The 18,949-nt window shown below is 73.5% G+C and carries 17 protein-coding genes; 4 read left to right on the forward strand and 13 right to left on the reverse strand.

Going from position 1 to position 18,949, the window contains the following annotated elements; all coding sequences use genetic code 11:
- Positions 1-155 precede the first annotated feature (155 nt).
- Positions 156-1,571: an MFS transporter gene (locus tag ACZ7H1_RS14390; protein WP_470786595.1), complete on the reverse strand. Its 1,416-nt coding sequence runs from the start codon at positions 1,569-1,571 to the stop codon at positions 156-158.
- Positions 1,572-1,822: 251 nt separating this feature from the next.
- Here ACZ7H1_RS14390 and ACZ7H1_RS14395 point away from each other — a divergent pair, with 251 nt between their 5' ends.
- Together ACZ7H1_RS14395 and ACZ7H1_RS14400 are read left to right on the forward strand one after the other, a co-directional pair.
- Positions 1,823-2,983, forward strand: coding sequence for a low temperature requirement protein A (locus tag ACZ7H1_RS14395; RefSeq protein WP_470786596.1), 1,161 nt, complete (start codon positions 1,823-1,825; stop codon positions 2,981-2,983).
- Positions 2,984-3,167: 184 nt separating this feature from the next.
- Complete coding sequence (locus ACZ7H1_RS14400) at positions 3,168-4,472, forward strand: cytochrome P450 (protein WP_470786598.1); 1,305 nt, start codon at positions 3,168-3,170, stop codon at positions 4,470-4,472.
- A 139-nt stretch (positions 4,473-4,611) separates the two neighbouring features.
- On the opposite strand, the gene ACZ7H1_RS14405 is transcribed toward ACZ7H1_RS14400, so the two are convergent.
- The gene (locus tag ACZ7H1_RS14405) at positions 4,612-5,112 is read right to left on the reverse strand and encodes a DUF5949 family protein (RefSeq protein WP_470786600.1); all 501 of its coding nucleotides are present in this window, start codon (positions 5,110-5,112) and stop codon (positions 4,612-4,614) included.
- A 67-nt stretch (positions 5,113-5,179) separates the two neighbouring features.
- Positions 5,180-5,803 carry a DUF4352 domain-containing protein gene (locus ACZ7H1_RS14410; RefSeq protein ID WP_470786602.1) on the reverse strand — a complete coding sequence of 208 codons (624 nt, stop codon included), beginning with the start codon at positions 5,801-5,803 and terminating at the stop codon, positions 5,180-5,182.
- Between the two features lie 211 nt (positions 5,804-6,014).
- Here ACZ7H1_RS14410 and ACZ7H1_RS14415 point away from each other — a divergent pair, with 211 nt between their 5' ends.
- On the forward strand, positions 6,015-6,449 hold the full coding sequence (locus ACZ7H1_RS14415) for a DUF6299 family protein (RefSeq protein WP_470786604.1): 435 nt from the start codon (positions 6,015-6,017) through the stop codon (positions 6,447-6,449).
- 35 nt (positions 6,450-6,484) lie between these two features.
- On the opposite strand, the gene ACZ7H1_RS14420 is transcribed toward ACZ7H1_RS14415, so the two are convergent.
- From ACZ7H1_RS14420 to ACZ7H1_RS14440, 5 genes are all read right to left on the reverse strand, one after another.
- Positions 6,485-6,652, reverse strand: coding sequence for a hypothetical protein (locus ACZ7H1_RS14420; RefSeq protein ID WP_470786606.1), 168 nt, complete (start codon positions 6,650-6,652; stop codon positions 6,485-6,487).
- A gap of 88 nt (positions 6,653-6,740) precedes the next feature.
- Positions 6,741-8,786, reverse strand: a complete 2,046-nt coding sequence (locus ACZ7H1_RS14425; RefSeq protein WP_470786607.1) for a SpoIIE family protein phosphatase — start codon at positions 8,784-8,786, stop codon at positions 6,741-6,743.
- A gap of 33 nt (positions 8,787-8,819) precedes the next feature.
- A complete protein-coding gene (locus ACZ7H1_RS14430) occupies positions 8,820-9,038 on the reverse strand; it encodes a hypothetical protein (protein ID WP_470786609.1) in 219 nt (72 codons plus the stop codon).
- A 12-nt stretch (positions 9,039-9,050) separates the two neighbouring features.
- Positions 9,051-10,334, reverse strand: a complete 1,284-nt coding sequence (locus ACZ7H1_RS14435) for an NAD(P)-binding domain-containing protein (protein WP_470786653.1) — start codon at positions 10,332-10,334, stop codon at positions 9,051-9,053.
- A 46-nt stretch (positions 10,335-10,380) separates the two neighbouring features.
- Positions 10,381-11,628, reverse strand: a complete 1,248-nt coding sequence (locus ACZ7H1_RS14440) for a carboxylate--amine ligase (protein ID WP_470786611.1) — start codon at positions 11,626-11,628, stop codon at positions 10,381-10,383.
- A 254-nt stretch (positions 11,629-11,882) separates the two neighbouring features.
- Between ACZ7H1_RS14440 and ACZ7H1_RS14445 the strand changes: the two genes are divergently transcribed.
- Positions 11,883-13,232 (forward strand): glycoside hydrolase family 26 protein, encoded by a 1,350-nt coding sequence (locus ACZ7H1_RS14445; RefSeq protein ID WP_470786613.1) that lies wholly within the window; start codon positions 11,883-11,885, stop codon positions 13,230-13,232.
- 35 nt (positions 13,233-13,267) lie between these two features.
- Here ACZ7H1_RS14445 and ACZ7H1_RS14450 read toward each other — a convergent pair whose 3' ends face one another.
- Genes ACZ7H1_RS14450 through murJ form a run of 5 tightly spaced genes read right to left on the reverse strand, consistent with a single transcriptional unit; the run spans position 13,268 to position 18,938 of the window.
- Positions 13,268-14,440: a GNAT family N-acetyltransferase gene (locus ACZ7H1_RS14450; protein ID WP_470786615.1), complete on the reverse strand. Its 1,173-nt coding sequence runs from the start codon at positions 14,438-14,440 to the stop codon at positions 13,268-13,270.
- The gene (locus tag ACZ7H1_RS14455; protein WP_470786617.1) at positions 14,437-15,210 is read right to left on the reverse strand and encodes a YveK family protein; all 774 of its coding nucleotides are present in this window, start codon (positions 15,208-15,210) and stop codon (positions 14,437-14,439) included. The genes ACZ7H1_RS14450 and ACZ7H1_RS14455 overlap by 4 nt, the downstream gene beginning before the upstream one ends.
- A gap of 8 nt (positions 15,211-15,218) precedes the next feature.
- A complete protein-coding gene (locus ACZ7H1_RS14460; protein WP_470786655.1) occupies positions 15,219-16,367 on the reverse strand; it encodes a glycosyltransferase in 1,149 nt (382 codons plus the stop codon).
- A gap of 5 nt (positions 16,368-16,372) precedes the next feature.
- Positions 16,373-17,146 carry a polysaccharide deacetylase family protein gene (locus ACZ7H1_RS14465; RefSeq protein ID WP_470786619.1) on the reverse strand — a complete coding sequence of 258 codons (774 nt, stop codon included), beginning with the start codon at positions 17,144-17,146 and terminating at the stop codon, positions 16,373-16,375.
- Positions 17,136-18,938: a murein biosynthesis integral membrane protein MurJ gene (gene murJ / locus ACZ7H1_RS14470; RefSeq protein ID WP_470786656.1), complete on the reverse strand. Its 1,803-nt coding sequence runs from the start codon at positions 18,936-18,938 to the stop codon at positions 17,136-17,138. Before murJ ends, ACZ7H1_RS14465 begins: the two co-directional genes overlap by 11 nt.
- Positions 18,939-18,949: the final 11 nt, after the last annotated feature.

Here is an 18,949-nt window from a genome sequence, read left to right on the forward strand (position 1 = left end):
CGTCGTCCACACCCCCGCCGACCTGGCACTTCGAGAAGGCCTTAGGCCCCTGGAGCATTTGTGAATGTGTTCACAAGAAACCCCGGAAAGCACCCGTTCCCCGCCCCGGGGAACGGACCGGGACGGGGACGGGGAGACGGCGGAAGGAGCACCGGTCAGCTGGGGGCCTCGGCACCCCTGCGGGCGTAGAACCACCAGGCCACGACCACACAGCTGGCGTAGAAGGCCACGAAGCCCCACATCGCGCTCGTCACCGCGAAGTTCGCGAACATCGCCGGGATGAAGAAGAAGCCGTACGCGGCGATCGCAGCGGTGAACCCCGTCACCGCACCCGACTCGATCTCCGCCTGCTTCAGCGCGGCGGCGTACTCCGGGGTGCCCTCCGTGAGGCCCTTCAGGTGCTGACCCCGGAAGATCACCGGGATCTGCCGGAAGGTCGAGCCGTTGCCGATGCCGGAGAAGAAGAACGCCGACAGGAAGCAGAAGAAGAAGCCGAAGAAGTGCCCGGAAGAGGAGCCCGCCGGAAGGAAGTTGATGACACCGATGATCGAGCCCGCCATTCCGGCGAAGGACAGGATCGTCACCCGCGCACCGCCCAGCTTGTCGGCGATCCAGCCGCCCGCCCAGCGCGCCAGCGCGCCCAGCGCCGGGCCCATCCACGCGTACGTCGCCACGGAGTACGCCGGGAAGGTGGTCTTGATCAGCAGCGGCAGGGCCGCCGCGAAGCCGATGAACGAGCCGAACGTCCCCACGTACAGCCAGGTCATCACCCAGTTGTGCTTGCGCTTGAAGATGATCTTCTGCTGGCTGAAGGGGGTGGAGGCGACCTTGAGGTCGTTCTGCCCGAACCAGGCCACCAGCGCCAGGACCACCAGCACCGGCACCCACACGAACGCCGCGTTCTGCAGGTGGATCTCGGAGCCGTTCGCCTTCTTCTGCCCCGCACCGATCGCGAGCACGGACGACGTGATCAGGATCGGGGTGAGCAGCTGGACCACGGAGACCCCCAGGTTGCCCAGGCCGCCGTTGATGCCGGTCGCGTTGCCCTTCTCCTGCTTCGGGTAGAAGAAGCCGATGTTCGCCAGCGAGGAGGAGAAGTTGGCGCCGCCGATGCCGCAGAGCGCGGCGATCGCGATCATCACGCCGTACGGGGTCTGCGGGTCCTGCACCGCGAAGCCGAGCCACAGCAGCGGGACGACCAGGACGACCGTCGAGATCGCCGTGAACCGGCGCTGGCCGATCATCGGGCCGAGGAAGGTGTAGAGGATCCGGGCGGTGCCGCCCGTGATGCCCGGCACGGCCGTCAGCCAGAACAGCTGTGACTGGCTGAAGCCGAAGCCGACGTCCTTCAGGTTCGTCGCCGTGATGCTCCAGACCTGCCAGACCACGAAGGCCACCAGCAGGGCCGGCACGGCGATCCACAGGTTGCGGGTGGCGACCTTCTTCCCGGTGGTCCGCCAGAAGGACGGGTCCTCAGGGGTCCAGTCGGTGACGGTGCGGCCGGGCCGGTACTGCGCCGGGTCGGGTCGGTCGGTGAGCGGTCGTACCGCGTCCTGCGTGGCGGAACTCATGAGGTGTCCTGACACGTTGAGATGGGGAGACGGGTCCTTGCCTATCCAGACTCCGCCTCGCGACCGGGCCCGCGTCAGGGGCGAACGTCGCGTGGGCGACGGGCCAAGGTCCCGCAGGCCACACCACCGGCGGTCCCGCCGGCCGTCGGGGAGAGTCCGCCCGGGGCTGGGGAGAGTCCGCCCGGGGCACGCGCGCGCCGCCGGCCGCGCGTCTCGCCTGCCGCCCGCCGCACCCGTGCTGTGCTGGGCGGATGGCGTACCAACCGATGACCGCCCGCAGCCGCACCGAGAGCCACCGGGCGGCAACCCCGCTTGAGCTCTTCTTCGACCTGTGCTTCGTGGTCGCCGTGGCACAGGCCGGCAAACAGCTGGTGCACGCACTCGCCGAGTCCCACCCCGGCAGCGGCATCACGGGCTACCTCTTCGTCTTCTTCGGCGTGTGGTGGGCGTGGATGAACTTCACCTGGTTCGCCTCCGCGTACGACGTGGACGACGTGCCGTACCGGGTGGCGACCCTCGTGCAGATCGCCGGTGTGCTCGTGTACTCCGCGGGCATCCCCCGGGCCTTCAACGACAACGACTGGACCGTCGCCGTCCTCGGCTACCTCGTCATGAGGGTGGCCCTGACGGCGCAGTGGCTGCGCGCCGCCGCCGCGGAGGGGCCCGGTCCGGCCCGGCGCTGCGCGCTGACGTACGCCGCCGGGCTCGTCGTGTGCCAGGCGGGCTGGGTCGGCCTGCTCTGGGCGCCGGAGGGGGCGAAGCGCTGGCTGTTCCTGGTCCTGGTGGTCGCCGAGCTGATGGTGCCGGTGATCGCGGAACGCGGGCACCAGACGCCGTGGCACGCGCACCACATCGCGGAGCGGTACGGGCTGTTCACGATCATCGTGCTCGGCGAGACGATCGCCGCGGCCACCGTCGCCGTGCAGTCCGCGCTGGACGAGCACGAGGCCCTCGACCTGCTCCTGCCGATCGCGGCCGGCGGGCTGCTGCTGGTCTTCTCGGCCTGGTGGATCTACTTCGCCGTGCCGGTGCACCAGCGGCTGAGCTCCAACCGCGAGGCCATCCCCTGGGGTTACGGGCACTTCCTGGTCTTCGGCTCCGCGGCGGCGATCGGGGCGGGCATCGAGGTGGCCGTCGAGCAGGCGATCGGCAAGGCCCACATCTCCACGACGGCCGCGAACGCCGCCGTCACCGTCCCGGCCGCCCTCTTCCTGCTGACCGTGTGGCTGCTCCACTCGCGGCACTTCAAGCGCGGCCTCGCGCAGCAGCTGGTGCTCCCGCTCTCGGCCGTCGCCGTCCTGGCGTGCACGTTCACGGGGTCGTACGCCGTCCTGTGGACGGGTCTGGTGGCCGCACTCACGGTCGTGGTGGGCGTCACGCTGGTGCACCGCTCCGGCGGCACCGTCCACTGACGCCCCGCGCAGGACCCGCCCCCGCCCCGGACGCGGCACGCGGCACGCGGCGCACCGGACGTCAACCGCAAACCGCCGCCCTGTCACTCGATGGCGGGAACCTTCGCCGCCCGGGTCCGCCGCACCCCTTCCGGCGGCGTTCTAGCGCTGAGGATGACGCCCGGCGACAGGAAGAGGTGCGGCCATGAGGATCCCGGCACAAGGACCGGCACAGGAACCGGGGCAAGACGGACGGGAACACGACCCCGCGCAGGACCCGGCGGCGGGCGGGACGGCGGATCTGGCCGACCCGGCGTTCTGGCAGCTGCCCCCCGCCGACCGGCTGGCCGCGTTCGCCCGCCTGCGCGCCCTCGACTCCCCCGTGTACGTGAACGAGGGCCGCGGCCGAGGCCACTGGGCCCTGGTCCGGCACGCGGACGTACAGGAGGCCAGCCGCCTCCCCAAGGTGTTCGCCAGCGCCCCGGGCGTGACCACCCCCGAGCCCGCCCGCTGGGTCCGGGCCCTGTTCGGCGACTCGATGGTGAACCTGGACGGCGCCGACCACGCCCAGCTGCGCCGGATCGTGCAGCGCGCATTCACACCGCGGCTGCTCGCCGAGGCCGAGCGGGACATCGACGCGGTGGCCGCCCGGATCGTCGACGACATGCTGGCGCAGCGCCCGGACGAGTTCGTCGCGGCCGTCTCCTCCCGGCTGCCGCTGGAGGTCATCTGCAACATGATGGGGATCCCCGAGCGGTACCGCCCCGAGATCGCCGACCGGGTCAACCACGCCTCCGAGAACATCGGTGTCGAGCGCGGTCTCGCCGCCCGGCTGCGGATGCCCGGCCGCGGGCTGCGCGCGCTGGCCCGGATGCAGCGGATGGTCGCGGGCATCGGACGCGAGCGCCGCCGCAACCCGTCCGACGACCTCATCTCGGCTCTGGTGTGCGCCAACGTGGACGGCCAGGCCCTCGGCGCCCGCCAACTGGGCGCGTTCTTCTCGCTCCTGATGGTCGCGGGGGTCGAGACCACCCGCAACGCCATCACCCACGGGCTGGCCCTGCTCACCGACCATCCGGACCAGCGCGAGCTGCTGGCCGGAGACTTCGAGAAGTACGCGGACGGCGCGGTCGACGAGATGATCCGCCACTCGACGCCGATCATCCAGTTCCGGCGGACGGTGACCTGCGAGCACACCCTCGGCGGGCACACGTACCGGCCCGGCGAGAAGGTCGTGCTCTACTACGCCTCCGCCAACCGCGACGAGGCGGTCTTCGGGCCCGACCCCGATGCCTTCGACATCACCCGGAGCCCCAACCCCCACCTCGGGTTCGGGGGTGGCGGTCCGCACTTCTGCCTGGGCGCGCACCTGGCCCGGCAGGAGATGAAGGCGCTGTTCCGGGAGCTGCTCACCCGGCCCCGGGACCTGCGGGCGGTAGGCCTGCCCGATCTGGCGGGCTCGAACTTCGACAACCGGGTCCGCTCGCTGAAGTTCACCTTCACCACGTGACCGGTCGCCGCCGGGCAGGCTGGGGGCCCGGCGGCGACCGGTGGTACGGGGCGCTGGACGGCGCGGTCGTGCAGGGCCGCGGCGGCCCGGGTCACGCAGTAATACGGTCACCCGGTAACACCGCCACCCGGTCACGGCCTCACTTGCGCAGCCGCGTGACCGGCAGCACGATGTGCGCGCTGCTGGTCAGGTTGGCCTCGTTGCCCGCGAAGGCCTGGAGCATGTCGGCGGTCACCGGCCGGCCCGGCTGGGCCTCGGGCCACGGGCGGGTGGCGAACAGGAAGTACACCTGCCCGGATTCGCCGGCCGCCGAGACCCACTCCGGCGGGGCGGAGCACTGGGCGCTGAGGCCGGGCATGGTCAGCGCCGCCTGCTCGGCCTCGACGATCACGCTGATCGGCAGCCCGGTGCCCGTGGTGCCGTCGAGCACCTCGTCGCCGATGGGCAGCCCGATCTCCTGGAGCAGCTCGCGGGCGGCCTCCTCGCTTCCTGCGGGCCCGCCCACGCCGTCGCCGAGGGTGTACGCGAGCAGGTAAGGGACGTCGTGGCCCTCTTCGGGGTCGCCGATCCACGCGAGGACGGAAAGGGTGCCCAGCCGGGCGGCGCGCGACGCGGAGGATTCGGTGTGAGTCGATGTCATGCGCCGCACCCTAGTGCTCTTTTCCGGGCGCCTTTCGCGGCCGTTCACCTGGTCGGGCTAGACCGTTCTAGATGTGCCAGTACCCCTCTCCGGAATTCGCCTGCATGTTCCCGTCCCGGTACTGGAGATGCACGATGCGGACGTTCTCCGGAATTTCGAACACGACCCACCCCTCGACCCGCTCCCCGACGTCCAGAGTTCCGAAGACGATCGGCTTTCCGGTGGTCAGCGAACCGGTCTGGACCGCAGGGTGACGGCGGCCTTCGCCGTCGACGGCCCACATCCGGCCGAGCTTCCCGTACGACGCTCCGCCGACGTTGACGAACGCCATGGCGGCGCCCACCCACCGTTTGCCCTCGGCGGGCTTGTGGGCCGCGTCGGCGCTGACCGCGGGGTCCACGTACGCGTCGAGTACGGCCTGCAGGTGCCGGCCCACCCCGCGTCCGTGCAGGCTGACCGGCTCGCCGAGGCGCGCGGCCTTGCCCGGCTTCTCGTCGGGGGCGGGGGGCTGCTCGGCGTCCACCGCGCCCGCCGCCCGGTCGCCCCGGGGCGGGGCGGCGGACGCGAGAGCGGGTGCGGGGGCTGCGGGCCGGTCGTCGTGCGCCGGGCCGGCGCTCTGGCAGCCGGCGGCGCCGAACAGCAGCAGCGGCAGCACGGTCAGGGAGAGGGAGAGGGGGGCGGCGTGACGCATGAGGGGGCGCGTGGGGGGTCGCATGAGGGTCCCTTCGGGGCGTGGTGCGGCCATCCTCACGCGGCCGCACGGGCAAATGCGCATAACGACACGAGTGACTGCGAGTGAGTTCTGCCCGCGCGATCAGCAGAATTCGGTTCGACGGTTTCAACCGCCGCTCTGCCGCACCCGGCACCCCCGACGCCCCATCGCGAACACACCGGAGAATCACATGCGCATTCCCGCCCTCGCCCTTGCCGCACTCGCCGCGGCTGCCGCATTCACCCCGTCCGCAGCCGCCGACGGCTTCACCGGAGATATTTCCGTACAGGAGGAGGCGTACATCTCCCCGAACGGAACTCTCACCCTTTCCGGGACCTACCGGTGCAGCGAACCGTCACCCTCTCGGAGGGTCTTCGTGTCGAGCAGCCTGGAGCAGGACGGGAAGCGGCTCGGCTTCGGCAGCACGGACGCGGTGTGCGACGGGCAGGAGCACGCGTGGACGAGCAGCGGGCCGGTCGACGGCCTGATGCGGCTCGGCTTCCACGACGGCCCGGCGGCGGTCGACGCCCGCCTGATGACCCTGGAGGTCGACGGCGGCCTGCCCATGCCACTCGCACTGGCGGGCGGCGAGGAGGCCGTCCTGCTCGTCGACGACCGCCACTAGGTCGTGTCGTCAAAGTCCCGTCTGGTCCCCTCGCGCTACCGGCACTCGGGCGCGACGCTGACCACCGACAGGTAGGCCACCGACCGGCAGCCGGGTCCGCCCAGGGCCCGGCCCGCCGTGTAGGCGGCCAGCGTGGGGAGCCCGGCGACCAGCAGCAGGAACAGCACCAGCCCCTTCACGGCCCCCTTGCCCAGCCACCTCATCGCATGCTCTCTTCCATGGGCCGATGGTCACTCCGCCTGCGCGATGCCACAACTCGGCGTAGCCGTCCGGTCACCCCCGGGCACCCGCTCACGGCTCGACGGGCGCCTCGAACTCGCACCAGACGGCCTTGCCGTCTCCCCGCGACTCCACGCCCCAGTGCGCCGCCAGCGCGTCCACCAGCAGCAGCCCGCGCCCCGTGGTCGCCGCCTCGCCGGGCGTCCGGCGCCGCGGCCAGACGCTGGAGCGGTCCTTGACCCACAGCCGGATCCGGCGGACGGGCTCCGGCAGCACCTCCATGGTGAGCACCGCTCCCCCGTCCGTGTGCAGCAGCGCGTTGACCAGCAGCTCCCCCGCCGCCAGCTCCACGTCGTCGGCGAGCGCGTGCATCCCCCAGTCGCGCAGCGCCTGGCGCAGGGCGTACCGGGCCTCCGAGAGCCCCTCGGGGTCGGCCTGGTGCACGTACTGGTGGATGCGCGGCGCCCGGTGGGTGCCCGGGTCGGGGGCCCGCCGCAGCACCAGCAGGGCCACGTCGTCACCGGAGCCCCAGCGCTCCCAGAGCCGGTCGGAGAGGTGGTCGGCGAGCGCTCCGGCGCCCTGCGGGCCGCTGCGGACCGCGTGGGCGAGGGCGTCCATGCCCGCCGTGATGGCGGTGCCCGGCTCCTCGACCAGCCCGTCCGTGCAGAGCACGAGCGTCTCGCCGGGGACCAGGTCCAGCCGGGTCTCGGGGAACTCCTCCTGCTCGAAGACCGAGGCGAGGCCGAGCGGCAGGCCGCCGCGCAGGTTGGGCCAGCCGGTACGCCCGTCCGTGTGCCGGATCAGGGGCCCCAGGTGCCCGGCGCGTACGGCCCGCACCCCGCCCGTCTCCAGGTCCACTTGGGCGTACGTGCAGGTGGCGAAGCGTTCGGTGTCCAGTTCGGCCAGGAAGCGGGAGGCGCGGGCCAGGACGGTGGAGGGCGGGTGGCCCTCGCCGGCGTAGGCGCGCAGCGCGATCCGCAGCTGGCCCATGATCGCGGCGGCGTGGGTGTCGTGGCCCTGGACGTCGCCGACGACGATGCCGACCCGGTCCCGGGGCAGCGAGATGACGTCGTACCAGTCTCCGCCCACCTCCCGTCCGCTCCACGCCGAGTGGTAGCGCACGGCGATCTCGCCGCCGGTGATCTCGGGGATCCGGCGCGGCAGCATCGCGGCCTGGAGGCCGGTCGCGAACTCCCGTTCCTGGTCGAAGAGCAGGGCGCGCTGAAGGGACTGCGCGACGATGCCCGCGAGGCCCAGGCAGAGGTTGCGCTCCTCCGGGCTGAACTCGCTGCGCCGCCGGTAGAAGAGCACCAGTCCGCCGATGGCCTTGGCCTGGGCGATCAGCGGCAGGTACGCGGCCGCGTCGTACTGGATCCGCTCCAGGTACGGGCCGATCAGCGGGAACTCCGCGCCGAGCGCGGTGAGCGAGGTGGCGAAACGTGCCTGCCGGGTCAGGACCGCCTGGGACAGCGGCAGCTGGCCGTCCAGCCGGGTGAACCTGCGCTCGTTGAGGACCTCCAGCGTCTCACCGCTCAGCGCGATGATCTTGATGGTGCCGTTCTCGACCAGCCCCAGCGCGAGCCCGTCCGCGCCCAGCCGCTCCAGGGCGCCCGCCCCGGTCAGCGTGGCCGTCACGTCGTCGACGGTCACCGCCCGCGACAGCGCTTCCGTGGTCCGCTGCACGATCGTGGTCTGCTTGGCCCGCGCCGCCTCCAGCTTCCGCAGCAGCGTGGAGTGGGCCAGCTCGGCGGTCGCGTCGCGCACGATGCCCACGATGCGGTGCGCCGTCCCGTCCGCCTCCCGCAGGATCCGCCCCTGCGTGTGCGTCCACTGCTCCTCGCCGTCCCGCCGCTGCACGGTGAAGTACGAGCCGTACGAGCCCTCCCCCGCCTGCAGCGCCGCCTCGACCGACGCGGCGAGCCGCTGCCCGTCGTCCTCCGGGACCCGCAGGCCGAGCCCTTCCGGGGTCCCGTCGAACTCGCCCTCCGCCAGGTCGAACACGGACATCCCGCCGGCGTCCAGCTCCAGCGTCCCCCGGTCCAGGTCCCAGACGAAACTGCCCATGCGGTTCAGGGCCAGCCGTTCACCCGGCCCGATCCCGTGCTCCGCCTCGCTCATGGGACACCTCCGATCCGACGGCAGGGTCTTCTCTCAGTGGCCGGGCCAGCACGGCTGGGAGATCAGCCGCTCCCATTCCTCGTCAGGATGCCCGGGAAGGGTCCGCCCGGCCTCCCGCCAGCGCTTGACGAGGGACAGATAGATCGCGGAATGGTCCTGCTGTTCGCTGTACGGCACGGAAGCGGGCCGCTGCTCCCCGCGGCTCGCGGGAATGCGCACCCACCCCCGGCCCTGTGCCCGCTCCGGGTTCATCGCCGACCCCTCTCACCGCATGGACGACTTCGGGTAGCCGGTGCCGAGCCCCGTCCTGCCGGTGCCGTCGCCGGCGCCGGCAGGGCCCGGCAGCGGCCCGCCGGCACCGAGACGCCGACGGACTCCTCTCACCAGTCTCCCCGCCGCGAAGCCCGCACCGTGCACGAATCGCATGGAAGGGCCGAATGAGGGAGCGGTCAGCAGCCCTGCGAAGAACAGGCCCGGGTACGACGACTCGAATCCCGCGGACAGCTCGGGCGACCGGCTGTCCCCGACCCGGCGCAGCGCGGCCCGCAGCCCGGCGTCCAGCAGGTCCAGCCGGTCCAGGTCCGGCACGAAGCCGGTGGCCGCGATGACGTGCGCGGTGTCGAGGACGACCGTCTCGCCGTCGGTCGCGGTCAGGCCCAGCCGGGTCCGGGAGCCCACCGGGAACGCCCGGTGCAGCCGGTGCCCGAGGAGCACCGGCACCTGCCGCTCGAACCGCTCCCGCAGCCACCAGGCGCCCGCGGGGCCCAGCGCGGTCGCGGCGATCCGCCCCCGGGTCCGGGCGGGCAGCCGCCGCACCGCCCAGGGCAGCTCGGACCAGACCCAGCTGCGCCAGCCGGTGCCCAGCCCGGAGTGCGGCTCGCGCAGGGCGCGCCGCAGCGGCCGCTCCAGGGGCTGCGGGACGGTGTTCCAGTCGATCCGCCCGGCGCGGGCCACGAGCTGCGGCCGGGCCCCCAGCTCGGCGAGCAGGGACGCCGTCTCCAGCGCAGCCTGCCCGGCCCCGATCACGGTCACGTCCTGGTCCCGGAAGCGGCCGAGGTCGCGGTGCCCGCTGCTGTGCGATACGTGCCCGGGCGGGAGCCCCCGCAGGGCCTGCGGGTAGTGCACGAACGGCATCACGCCGACCGCCAGCGCGACCGTACGGGACAACAGGACGTCCCCCTCGGCGGTGGTGGTCCGGAAGCCGTTGCCGTGCGGGCTCACCGCGGTTACCGTACGCTCCTCCACCGCAGGGCCGGCCTGCCGGGCGAACCACATGCCGTATTCGCCGTACGTCCCGATCGGCAGCGGCCGCCCGTGTTCGGCGGCCAGCCCTCGGGTGGCGCAGTACGCGGCGAGGGTGTGCTGCCCGTGCGGGTCGGAGAGGTTCGAGGACCACGGCTCGGACTTCAGGTACATGCCCTCGGGCATGTGGTCGCGCCAGGAGGCCATCGGACGGCCGAGGACCCTGACGGAGAGTCCGGCCCCGGCGGCGTGCGCGCCGATCGACAGCCCGTACGGTCCCGCTCCGATCACCACGAGATCGTCCATGTACGTCATGCGCGTCCCTCTCTGTCGGGCATCGGGCTCGGTGCGGTCACCGGGCGGCCGGGGCGCGCTCGGGGCTCTCCCGGCCGAGGTCGGAGGGGGCGGAGGAGGCGGAGGAGGCGGAGGGCATCAGGTCCCGCTCCCGCTGCCGGGGCGCGCGGACGACGGCCCGCGCCGTGCGGCGGCCCTGCGCCGGAAACCCGCGCACCGACCGCCACAGCCGGGCCGTCGCCTTGTGGACGCCCCGGCCCGCGAAGGCGAGGCCCATGCTGAGGAACGGCAGCGGGTCGCGCAGCGAGAACCACGCGGGCTCCACCTGCCCCCGCCCCCGGCGCGCCACCGTCCGCGGTGCGCTCAGCGCGGCCAGCAGGGCGTAGTTCTCGGCGACGAAGACCCTTCCCGGCCCGCCGTCCGGCGACGGCACCTGCTGCCCCGTCAGGTCCAGGTAGAGGGCCCGTACGAGATCCAGCCCGGCGGCGTCGGTGAACAGCCGGAACTGCGCTCCGGGACGCGGGTTGAAGTCCAGCAGCCGCAGGGTGCCCTGCGGGTCGCGGCGGAAGTCCAGGTCGAGGATGCCGCGGTAGGCGAGGCGTTCGGCGAGCCGCAGCCCGGCCCGCTCGACGGCCGGGTCGGGCAGCCAGCGGCCCACCGCGGTCAGCCCGGTGCGCACGGGCCAGGACAGCTCCTTGCGCCCGGACCCGGCGAGCAGCGGCCGGCCCGGCCCGGTGAAGCAGCCGTGGAAGAACCAGTCGGTGTCCGGCCCGCCCGGCAGGTACTGCTGGAGCAGCAGCCTGCTGCCGGCCTCCGCGCTGCGCTCGTAGAGCCCCCGCGCCTCGGCGGCCGTGCCGATCAGGGTGGTGCTGCGCAGCCCGCTGCCGGCGGGCAGCAGCCACGGCCGGCTCCACTTGGCCACCACGGGCAGGCCCAGCCGCCAGGCGGCCCCGGCGGCCTCGGCTCCGCTCGACGGGACCACGGTCTCGGGGTGCCCGATGTCCCACCGGGCGCACAGCGCGGCGAGTTCCGCCTTGTCGGCCACGAGCACGGGCAGGTCGGGCGCCTGATCCGGGCACAGGTACCGGCCCGTCAGGAGCGGGGCGATCCGGGCCACGGTGATCGCGCTCAGGTCGTCCATGGCGATGAGCACGGCGGGCCGCCCGATCCGCTCGGAGATCCCCGTGAGACAGGCCGTCAGCGCCTCGGGGGTGGGCTCGCCCGCCGGGCCCCGGTGTGCCGCCCGCAGGTACCTCGACCGGGCCACCGGACCGCCGTCGTCCTCGACCACGGCGTGGACCTCCACGCCCGCGCGCCCAAGGGACCTGACGGCGCCGAGGGTTCCGTGGTGAAAGGGATTCCGGTCGAGTCTGATCAGAAGGACGGGCACATCCGTGGCAAACACGTGCATGGAAACGGTGTCTTTCACCTAGTCGGACCAAGCGGAGGGGGAGCGAAGTCGCGAATGGCCTACCTCGAGACCACCGGACAGGCCATTAGTCGGATTTGCGGCCTAACGTCGTTGCCAAGCGCACCGATTCAGGAAGCTCAGGAGACGCCATGTCCAATCCACGCCGCAGACTGGCGGGCACCTGCATCGGCGCAGTGACCGCCGGCCTGCTCGCCACGGGCGCCGCGCTCGCGGCACCCGAAGACGGTTCCACCAGGTCTTCGGACGTCGCCATGGGCGCCTATCTGCACTACGGCTCTCCCGGCGTCGCCCGCATGAGGGAGCTGTCCGGCTGGCTCGGGGGCCGCGAACTGCGCGTCGGGCACACGTACTTGCCCGGCGACCTCTGGTCGAACATCGAGGGCAAGGCCGACTTCCTCGACGCGTGGGCCGAGTGGCGCAAGGCAGAGGACGACCGGCTGTTCGTGCTGAACGTGCCCATGCAGGAGCGCAACGAGGCCGGCGTCCCCGACTACCGGGTGGCCCAGCTGATCAAGGAGGGCGCGCAGGGCCAGTACGACCGGCACTTCAAGAAGCTCGCCGAGCGGCTCGTCTCCCTGGGCGTCCCGGACACCGTGATCGTCCTGGGCTGGGAGATGAACGGCATCACCTACACCCACCGGTGCGCGCCCGACCCGGAGAACTGGAAGGTGTACTGGAAGCGGATCGTCACGACGATGCGCTCGGTGCCCGGCCAGAAGTTCCGGTTCGACTTCGCGCCGAACCGCGGTACGGACGCCATCGGCTGGAGCGCGTGCTACCCCGGCGACGACGTGGTCGACATCATCGGGATGGACTCGTACGACCAGGCGCCCGGCCGGACCTTCGACGAGCAGGTGAGCCAGCCGTACGGCCTCCGGTTCCACGTGGACTTCGCCAAGGCGCACGGCAAGCGGATCTCGTACCCGGAGTGGGGGCTGTTCCGGCACGGGGACAACCCCGAGTACATGCGGCGCATGCTCGCCTGGATCGACGAGCACAAGCCGCTCTACCACACGATCACGGACTACTGCCCGCACGGCGTGTGGCAGTGCGGGCAGAACCCGCAGTCCTCGAAGGTGTTCCGGGACGCCCTCTCGGTACGTCCCGGACCCCGGCCCGAGCCGAGCCCGGTGGTCCCGAGTCCGGTGGCGCCCAGCCCGGGCGTCTCGGTGCCGCCGGTCCTCCCGCCGGTCCCGAGCCCGGTGGCCCCGAGCCCGGTCGCGCCCAGCCCCGTCGCCCCGACGCCCCCCGCGGTCACACCTCCCGTGGTCACGCCCCCGGTGGTCGTGCCGCCCGTGATCGAGCCGACCGAGCCGCCCGAGCCGTCCGTGCCGCCGACGCAGCCTCAGCCGCAGCCGCCCGTGAACCAGCGGGAATGGTGCGTCCCCCTGGACCTCGGGGACTGGCTGTCCAAGCTCGTCGGCAAGCAGGTGTGCGTCACGTTCGACTGGAACGAAGACACCTACTGGCCCTTCTAGGGCGGCCGACGCGGCCCGCGGCACGGTGTGACCCATCAGAGCTTCGCACCGTCCGCACGCCACTCGTTGATCCGGTTCCGCCAGTCGCGCGCGGCGGGCAGCGCCTCCCGGAGGGCGCTGACCGCCCGCTCGCGCCCGGTCACCTGCGACTCGTGCAGCCGCAGCAGCGCCAGGTGCGAGGACCGGGCCAGCAGGAAGCGCCGGTTGACCACGGTGTCGGGACGCCAGTGGTGCTTGTACGGCTCGTTGCCCCGCAGCAGGCTCAGCACGCCCCGGCCCTCGGCCTGGGCGTGCTGTGCTTCGTGGCGCAGCAGCATCGTGGCCACGTCCACCTTCTTCACCCGCAGACCGGGGTCGGCGCCGTACAGATAGCCGCCGCTCAGCCCCGGTGACAAGAGCGTCACGGTGGCCGCGACCACCTGCCCCTCCAGCCGGAACTCGGTCAGCCGCGCATCCCCGCTGCGGACCATCCGCCGGGTGGCGCGGGTCAGGTGCTCGGCGAACCGCGGCTTGAGGTGCTCGGGCGTCACCCCGCGCCCCTTCCACTGCTTCTCGTGCAGCCGCAGCATCGTCCGTACGGTGTCCGGCACCTCGTGCTCCGAGACCTGGTGCTCCTCGATGCCGAGCGCGTCGATCTTGCGGATCTTCGCCCGGGTGCGCTGGGCGCCCGAGGACGGCATCCGCTTGACCAGCTCGTCGAACGGCACCACGGGGAACTCCGAGCAGGAAGAGTCCGCCAGCGTGTCCACCCGGCCCGGCCAGACCTCGGCCAGCCGCTCCACCGCGGCTCCGGGACGCACCTCGCGCAGGTCCACCACGGCCCCGCGCGCGGCCCGGTACAGGCCCTGGGCCAGCGCGGGCAGCACGGCATCGTCGTACCGCTCGTCCACCAGGACGTCGAAGTAGTCGGTGATCCCTCCGCCCAGCGCCACCAGCAGCGGCAGCGGCCGGTGCACGAGCATCAGGGCGGCCGCGCCGACGAGCACGCCGGACCGCCGCACCAGCACGATCCGCAGCCGCCCCTCCTTCCCGTACGAGAGCCACCAGGAGTGCAGCCAGGCATGGCTCTGGAAGGGCGTGGCCGTCGGGCAGTTGCGCAGCAGCCGGTTCCACGGCTCCTCCAGCGCGGCGAACTGCCGGGGGTCGCGGCACAGGGTCACCGACAGCTCCCGGGGCCCGCTGGGGGCCCCCGTGGAGCACGCGGTCATCGCACCGGCTCCTTCGCCGCGGCGACCGCGGCGGCTTCGGCGGCATCGCCCTGGGCCGGGGACGGCACCGAGGTGTAGGTGGCGGGGGCGGTCTCGACGGGGGCGGTCTCGACGGGGGCCGCGGCGGCGGGTTCGTCGCGTCCGGGGCGGCGGCGCGGCCGGGCGAGCACGACGAGGCCACCGAGCAGGCCGCCCGCACACAGGCCGACGGCTCCGCTGATCGGCGCGGAGGGCGAGGCGGGCGCGTTGGGGGTGACGGCCTGGTTGAACAGGATCAGCTGCACACCGGTGTTCTTGGCCTGCTGGTTGCTGCTCAGGGTCAGGGCGTCGGCGACGGCGTTGGCGATGTCGGCCGCCTCGGCCGCCTTCCCGGAGGTGCCGGTGATCGCGATCATCGGGGATTCCGGCGAGGTCTCGGCCCGCACCTGCGTGCGCAGCTGGCGGGCGCTGATCCCGGACCGCGGCTGGGCGTAGGCGAGGGTGGTCTGACTGGTGGCGATGCGCGCGTAGGCCTGCGAGAAGCCGAGCGCGGTGGCCGGTTCGGTGGTCTCGTCGGGGACGGCGACCACGTAGCTGGTGGCGGCGTACTCGGGCGCCTTGAGGACTCCGTACGCCGCTCCGGCGGCGAGCCCCAGGACCGCGCACACGGGCAGCGGCCACCAGCCGGGCGGCGGGACCAGCCGGGAGCGGCCTCTGCGGCCGCGCCGGGAGTCGGAGACGGGGGTGCCGTTCTGGGGCGCGGCGGACTTGGCGGCGGCGGACTCGGCCATGTGCGTGCTCACTTCTTCGTGGAGAGGGCGGGGTGGGAGACGGGTGCCAGAGCGTGCGCGTAGACGTCGAGCAGTCGTTCGGCGCTGCGCGCGATGTCGTAGCGGCGGACCACGGGCGGCGGGGGCAGGCGCGGGGCGCCCGCCTCCTGGTGTGCCCGCAGGGCGGCCACGAGTTCTTCGGTGCCGGTGCCGATCCGGCGGGCCCCGGGGGCCTGGTCGGCGGGCAGGTCGTCGATGGCGGGGCAGGTGACGTGCAGGACGGGCAGGCCGGCGGCGAGGGCCTCGACCACGGCGAGCCCGAACGCCTCCTCCCGGGACGGCGAGACGAAGACGTCCATCGCCGACAGCAGGGCGGGGATGCCGGGGGTGCGGCCGTCCGCGCTGTCGCCGAGGGGGTCCCGCTCGCCGAGCAGGTGGACGCGGCTCTCGGCGCCCAGTTCTGCGGCGAGGCGGCGCAGCGCGGGCCGTTCGGGTCCGTCCCCGGCGAGCACGAGCCGCGCCCCGGGCAGCGCGGCGACCGCCCGCACGAGGACGTCGAAGCGCTTGCCGGGCACGAGGCGGCCGACGCCGCCGACGACGAAGGCGTCGGCGGGCAGGCCGCTGCGGGCGCGGGTGGTGGCGCGGGCCTGCGGGTCGAAGCGGAAGCGGATCGCCTCGATGCCGTTGGGTACGACGTGCACCCGGGCGGCCGGCACTCCCCAGCCGTGCAGCCGGGCGGCGACCGTCTCGGAGACCGCGACGGTGGCCGCGCCGAGCCGTTCGCTGGCCAGGTACAGGGTGCGGACCGAGCCGGACAGCGGGCGGCCCTCGATCTCGGCCTCGCCGAGCGAGTGCTCGGTGGCGACGGTCGCGCCGACCCCGGCGATCCGGGCGGCCAGCCGGCCGTACACGCAGGCGCGGTAGAGGTGGGTGTGCACGAGGTCGTAGCGGCCGCGGCGGATGAACCTCACCAGCCGGGGCAGCGCGCGCAGGTCGCGGTTGCCGTGCATGCCGAGGTTCACCACGCGCACCCCGTCGGCGCGCAGCCCCTCCGCGACCGGACCGGGGTTGGTGAGCGTCAGCACGTCGCAGCGCATCGGGAGGTGCCGCAGCAGCAGCCGCAGCTGCTGTTCCGCTCCGCCGACGCCCAGCCCCGTGATGATGTGCAGGGCCTTCAGCGTCGTCACCGGCCGGCCCCCCGGAGGGACTTCAGCCCGTGCCGGAGCTGTTTGACGCGCAGCCGCAGGGCCCGGTCGGCCTGGCTGACGTGGGTGCGGGGCATGGCGTGGGGGCCGGCGAGCCGGCCGGGTTCGATGGCGCAGGCGTACGTGTACCCGGCGGTGCGGGCGGCCTCGACGACCCGGCCGTCGATGGTTCCGTACGGGTAGCAGAAGCCCTCCGGCGCGGTGCCGGTGATCTCGCGCAGCCGCTCGCGGCTGCCGCTCAGTTCGTGGACGAGGACGTCGTCGGGGGCGGCGGTGAGGTCCTGGTGGAGCAGGCCGTGGGAGCCGATCTCCTGCCCGGCGGCGGCCACGCGGCGGATGCCGTCGGCGGTGAGCAGGGCCTTGCGCGGGCCCAGCGGGTCCCACACGTTGTCCGCACCGAGCCGGCCGGGCAGTACGAACAGGGTGGCGGTGCACTCGTGGCGCTGGAGCAACGGCAGCGCGACGTCGAGGAAGTCGGTGTAGCCGTCGTCGAAGGTCAGCCCGACCAGCCCGGCGCCCCGGCCGGCGGCGCGGGCGGCCCGCAGCTCGCCGACGGACACTCCGCGCAGCCCGCGGGAGCGCAGCCACAGCAGCTGGTCCTCGAGGGCGGCGGGGGTGACGGTGATGCCGTACGGGTCCTCGGCGGGGTCGGTGAACTCGGCCACCGAGTGGTACATCAGCACCCAGGGGGTCCTGGGGGCGCGGGAGCGGGGCGCGGGCGGGGCGCCAGCAGTCGCCGTGTCAGCGGACATGACGGAACCTCTGGGTCAGGAGAGCGGGCAGGGAGCTGACGTCGACGGCCTGTATGGCCATCCCGGACGCCACGAACATGACGGGCACCAGCAGGCAGCCGAGGGCCGCGCTGAGCAGGGAGTTGGGGATCATCGGCCCGGCCAGCCAGCCGGTGGCGGTGGCCGCGGCGGCGGCGGCGGAGAGCCGGCCGAGGCTGATCGCGACCCGGCGGACCCGGATGGCGATGACGCGGGTGCCGAGGCCGTGCAGGAGCAGGGCCGCGGTGGTGGAGATGCCGGCGGCGTTGGCGGCGGCGATGCCGTACGTTCCCCACCAGCCCACGGCGAAGGCCCCCGCCGCGATGTTGACCGCGAGTCCGGCGGCCATGGCGCCCATGGGGAACCACGTCGGCTTGGCAGTGGAGAAGAAGGGCCTGCTGAGCGCGCCGACCAGGCAGTGTCCGAGCAGTCCCACGGCGTAGACGCGCATGATGCTCGCGGTGGCCGCGGTGTCCCGGGGGGTGAAGGCGCCGCGCTCGAAGAGGACTTGGATGATCTGCGGGGCGTAGCCGATGACGAAGGCGGTGCCCATCAGGACGGCGAGGGAGGCGAGGGCGAGGTCCTGTTCCACGCGGCGGCGGGCCTTCTCCCGCTCTCCGCCGGCCATGGCCTGGGCGACCACGGGGAAGGTGACGGTGCAGATCATCAGGGAGAGCACCATCGGCATCTGCGCGACCTTCTGCGCGTAGTTGAGGTGCGAGATGGCCCCGGGGGCCAGGGAGGCGGCGAGGAAGCGTTCGACGAGCACCTGCGACTGGCGGCAGACGGCGAAGATGATGACGGGCGCGAGCATGCCGAAGGCGAGCAGGGTGGGCCGGTCCCGGTCCCGTTCGTGGCGCGCGGCCTGCCGTCCGTGCGGGTTGCCGAAGCCCACGTGGCGGATGAATCCGGGCAGTTGGACGAGGATCATCAGCAGGCCGCCGACGGCCACCCCGGCCGCCGCGGCCCGCACGCCCCACACCGAGTGCAGGGCGAGCATCGAGCCGATGATGCCGACGTTGTACGACACGTAGATCGCGGCCGGCGGGAGGAAGCTGCGGTGGGCGCGCAGTCCGGCGCTGAAGTAGCCCGCGATGCCGAAGGTGAGCACGGTGAGGGCGGTCAGGCGGGTGCACTGGATCGCCAGGGCCGGGTCGGACAGCCCCGGGGCGAGCACGCCGACCACCAGCGGCGCGGCGATGACCAGGATGAGGGCCGCGCCCGCCAGGACGACGGCCAGCTTCGGCAGGGTGGCGCCGACGAGCAGGCGTACGGGGTCCTGGGCGCGCGCCTCGCGCCGGGTCAGGCCCGCCCGGGAGGCGGCCCGGCGGGCCAGGGCGTGGCTGAAGGCGGGCACCATCAGCAGCGCCATCGCGTCCTCGATCAGCAGCGTCGAGGCCATCTCGGGGACGGTCCACGCGATCAGGAAGGCGTCGCTGTCGGGTCCCGCACCGAAGAGGTGCGCGATGGTCTGGTCGCGCAGGAGCCCGAGCACGGCTCCGGCCGCGGTCATCACAGCGGTGACCGCGGCCGCCTTGGCGAGGAACCGCCCGAGCGGAGCCGATGGCTCCGGCTGCCGCCCGGGCGCGGGATCGTCGGGCGGCGGAGGGCCGCCGGGCGGACGCCCCAGCTCCTTGAAGGGGAGCACCGGACCGACGGCCCCGGGGGGCTTCGGCCCGGCCGGCCCGGGCGGGCGCCCCGGGGGGGGGGGGGGGGGGGTCCCCCCCCCCCCGGGGGGGGGAGGGGCGGGAGGAGGAGGGGTGGGTGGGCGCATGACCCGCCGGC

The sequence above is a fragment of the Streptomyces sp. NPDC037401 genome (assembly GCF_055602345.1).

Bases quoted from the DNA above. Each gene is read 5' to 3' on its own strand.
- ACZ7H1_RS14390 (WP_470786595.1), bottom strand. From the start codon at position 1,571: ATGAGTTCCGCCACGCAGGACGCGGTACGACCGCTCACCGACCGACCC.
- ACZ7H1_RS14395 (WP_470786596.1), top strand. From the start codon at position 1,823: ATGGCGTACCAACCGATGACCGCCCGCAGCCGCACCGAGAGCCACCGG.
- ACZ7H1_RS14400 (WP_470786598.1), top strand. From the start codon at position 3,168: ATGAGGATCCCGGCACAAGGACCGGCACAGGAACCGGGGCAAGACGGA.
- ACZ7H1_RS14405 (WP_470786600.1), bottom strand. From the start codon at position 5,112: ATGACATCGACTCACACCGAATCCTCCGCGTCGCGCGCCGCCCGGCTG.
- ACZ7H1_RS14410 (WP_470786602.1), bottom strand. From the start codon at position 5,803: ATGCGTCACGCCGCCCCCCTCTCCCTCTCCCTGACCGTGCTGCCGCTG.
- ACZ7H1_RS14415 (WP_470786604.1), top strand. From the start codon at position 6,015: ATGCGCATTCCCGCCCTCGCCCTTGCCGCACTCGCCGCGGCTGCCGCA.
- ACZ7H1_RS14420 (WP_470786606.1), bottom strand. From the start codon at position 6,652: ATGAGGTGGCTGGGCAAGGGGGCCGTGAAGGGGCTGGTGCTGTTCCTG.
- ACZ7H1_RS14425 (WP_470786607.1), bottom strand. From the start codon at position 8,786: ATGAGCGAGGCGGAGCACGGGATCGGGCCGGGTGAACGGCTGGCCCTG.
- ACZ7H1_RS14430 (WP_470786609.1), bottom strand. From the start codon at position 9,038: ATGAACCCGGAGCGGGCACAGGGCCGGGGGTGGGTGCGCATTCCCGCG.
- ACZ7H1_RS14435 (WP_470786653.1), bottom strand. From the start codon at position 10,334: ATGGACGATCTCGTGGTGATCGGAGCGGGACCGTACGGGCTGTCGATC.
- ACZ7H1_RS14445 (WP_470786613.1), top strand. From the start codon at position 11,883: ATGTCCAATCCACGCCGCAGACTGGCGGGCACCTGCATCGGCGCAGTG.
- ACZ7H1_RS14450 (WP_470786615.1), bottom strand. From the start codon at position 14,440: ATGACCGCGTGCTCCACGGGGGCCCCCAGCGGGCCCCGGGAGCTGTCG.
- ACZ7H1_RS14455 (WP_470786617.1), bottom strand. From the start codon at position 15,210: ATGGCCGAGTCCGCCGCCGCCAAGTCCGCCGCGCCCCAGAACGGCACC.
- ACZ7H1_RS14465 (WP_470786619.1), bottom strand. From the start codon at position 17,146: ATGTCCGCTGACACGGCGACTGCTGGCGCCCCGCCCGCGCCCCGCTCC.
- murJ (WP_470786656.1), bottom strand. From the start codon at position 18,938: ATGCGCCCACCCACCCCTCCTCCTCCCGCCCCTCCCCCCCCCGGGGGG.